The sequence below is a fragment of the Herbaspirillum lusitanum P6-12 genome (assembly GCF_000256565.1).
Lineage (GTDB): Bacteria > Pseudomonadota > Gammaproteobacteria > Burkholderiales > Burkholderiaceae_D > Herbaspirillum > Herbaspirillum lusitanum.
Window position 1 is genome coordinate 1 of sequence record NZ_AJHH01000411.1, and the last position, 1023, is coordinate 1023.

Sequence of the window (1023 nt, forward strand, 5' to 3'; positions counted from 1 at the left end):
TGCGTCGAGCGATGAAGGCGCGCCTGCGTAGCCGACTTCGGCTTCGTATTCGAGCGGCGCCACGGCCTGTTGAACATGGGCACGGGCTACCGCCAGCATGTCGTCGCAGGCGGCTTCCGGAACGAAACCCTTGAGCAGCAGGTAACCCTGGCTGCGGAAGGCCTCGATCTGGGCTGATGAGAGTGGAGCGTCCATGGCTGGCCTTGGGTCTTTCCTGCTACTTCTTCTTTTTCAACAGCGGCGCCAGGTAATGACCGGTGATGCTTTCCGGGTTCCTGGCGATGTCTTCGGGCGAACCGACGGCGATGATCTTGCCGCCGCCGGCGCCACCTTCGGGACCGAGATCGATGACCCAGTCGGCGGTTTTGATGACGTCGAGATTGTGTTCGATGATGGCCAAGGTATTGCCTTGGTCGCGCAGGCGATGTATCACTTTCAGCAACAGGTCGATATCGTGGAAATGCAGGCCGGTAGTCGGCTCGTCCAGGATGTACAGCGTACGCCCGGTATCGCGTTTGGACAGTTCCAGCGACAGTTTGACGCGCTGCGCCTCACCGCCCGACAGCGTGGTCGCGCTCTGGCCCAGCTTGATGTAGCCGAGGCCGACGTCGAGCAGGGTTTGCAGCTTGCGCGCGATCAGCGGCACCGGCAGGAAGAAGGTATGCGCGTCTTCCACCGTCATCTCGAGGATCTCGGTGATGTTCTTGCCCTTGTATTGCACTTCCAGGGTTTCGCGGTTGTAGCGCTTGCCGTGGCAGACGTCGCAGGGGACGTAGACGTCCGGCAGGAAGTGCATCTCGACCTTGATCACGCCGTCGCCCTGGCAGGCTTCGCAGCGGCCGCCCTTGACGTTGAACGAGAAACGCCCGGCGCTGTAGCCGCGTTCCTTGGCGGCAGGCACGGTGGCGAACAGGTCGCGGATCGGTGTGAACAGGCCGGTGTAGGTCGCCGGATTCGAACGTGGGGTGCGGCCGATCGGCGCAGTGGCCGAGCGTGTCGTTGACGGTCTTGAAGCGGTCGAGG

2 pseudogenes are annotated in these 1023 nt (G+C 62.7%); both read right to left on the bottom strand.

The window, feature by feature from the left end:
• A pseudogene (locus HLUSI_RS28560) lies at positions 1 to 195 on the bottom strand (phytanoyl-CoA dioxygenase family protein); the annotation flags it as partial.
• Between the two features lie 22 nt (positions 196 to 217).
• Positions 218 to 1023: pseudogene (locus HLUSI_RS28565) on the bottom strand (excinuclease ABC subunit UvrA); the annotation flags it as partial.